Here is a 412-nt window from a genome sequence, read left to right as displayed (position 1 = left end):
GCGGCTGAAATCCGGTTGTGACCAATCGTTTCGCCAACACCGACAGAAATAGGAACCCGCTCTAGTCGCGTGTGGCGGACGGCTTCTGCCTTAGCTGCCTGCGTTTCGTCATGCGCTTTCTGTAGCCTTGGCTGCATGAGTTTTCCGAGTGCCGTCAACCTGCATCCCGCGCGGTCCCTGACAAACAGATCACCCCCGAGCTCGTGTTCAAGTTTCTTGATCGCGGTCGTCAAGGACGGTTGGGAAACATTTGAGGCGCTAGCTGCATGGGTGAAGTTGCGATGCTGGCAGACAGCCAAAAAATACCTGATCTGGTTCATCTCCACTGCCACAGTCTCCGTCACTTTCCGCCATGAGGTTCACCATAGCACATGTCTATCAAAGAATAGAAGTTCGGGATTGGTGCCTGAGG

General features: G+C 54.4%; 1 protein-coding gene. It reads right to left on the bottom strand.

Going from position 1 to position 412, the window contains the following annotated elements:
* Nucleotides 1-320 (bottom strand): LysR family transcriptional regulator (locus tag V6767_RS22725; RefSeq protein WP_448475513.1); only part of this gene is annotated, 320 nt, incomplete at its 3' end.
* Between the last annotated feature and the right edge of the window lie 92 nt (nt 321-412).

The sequence above is a fragment of the Martelella sp. FLE1502 genome, from assembly GCF_053484255.1.
The sequence above is the reverse complement of the archived record's forward strand: the minus strand, read 5'-3'. Positions and strand labels throughout refer to the sequence as shown.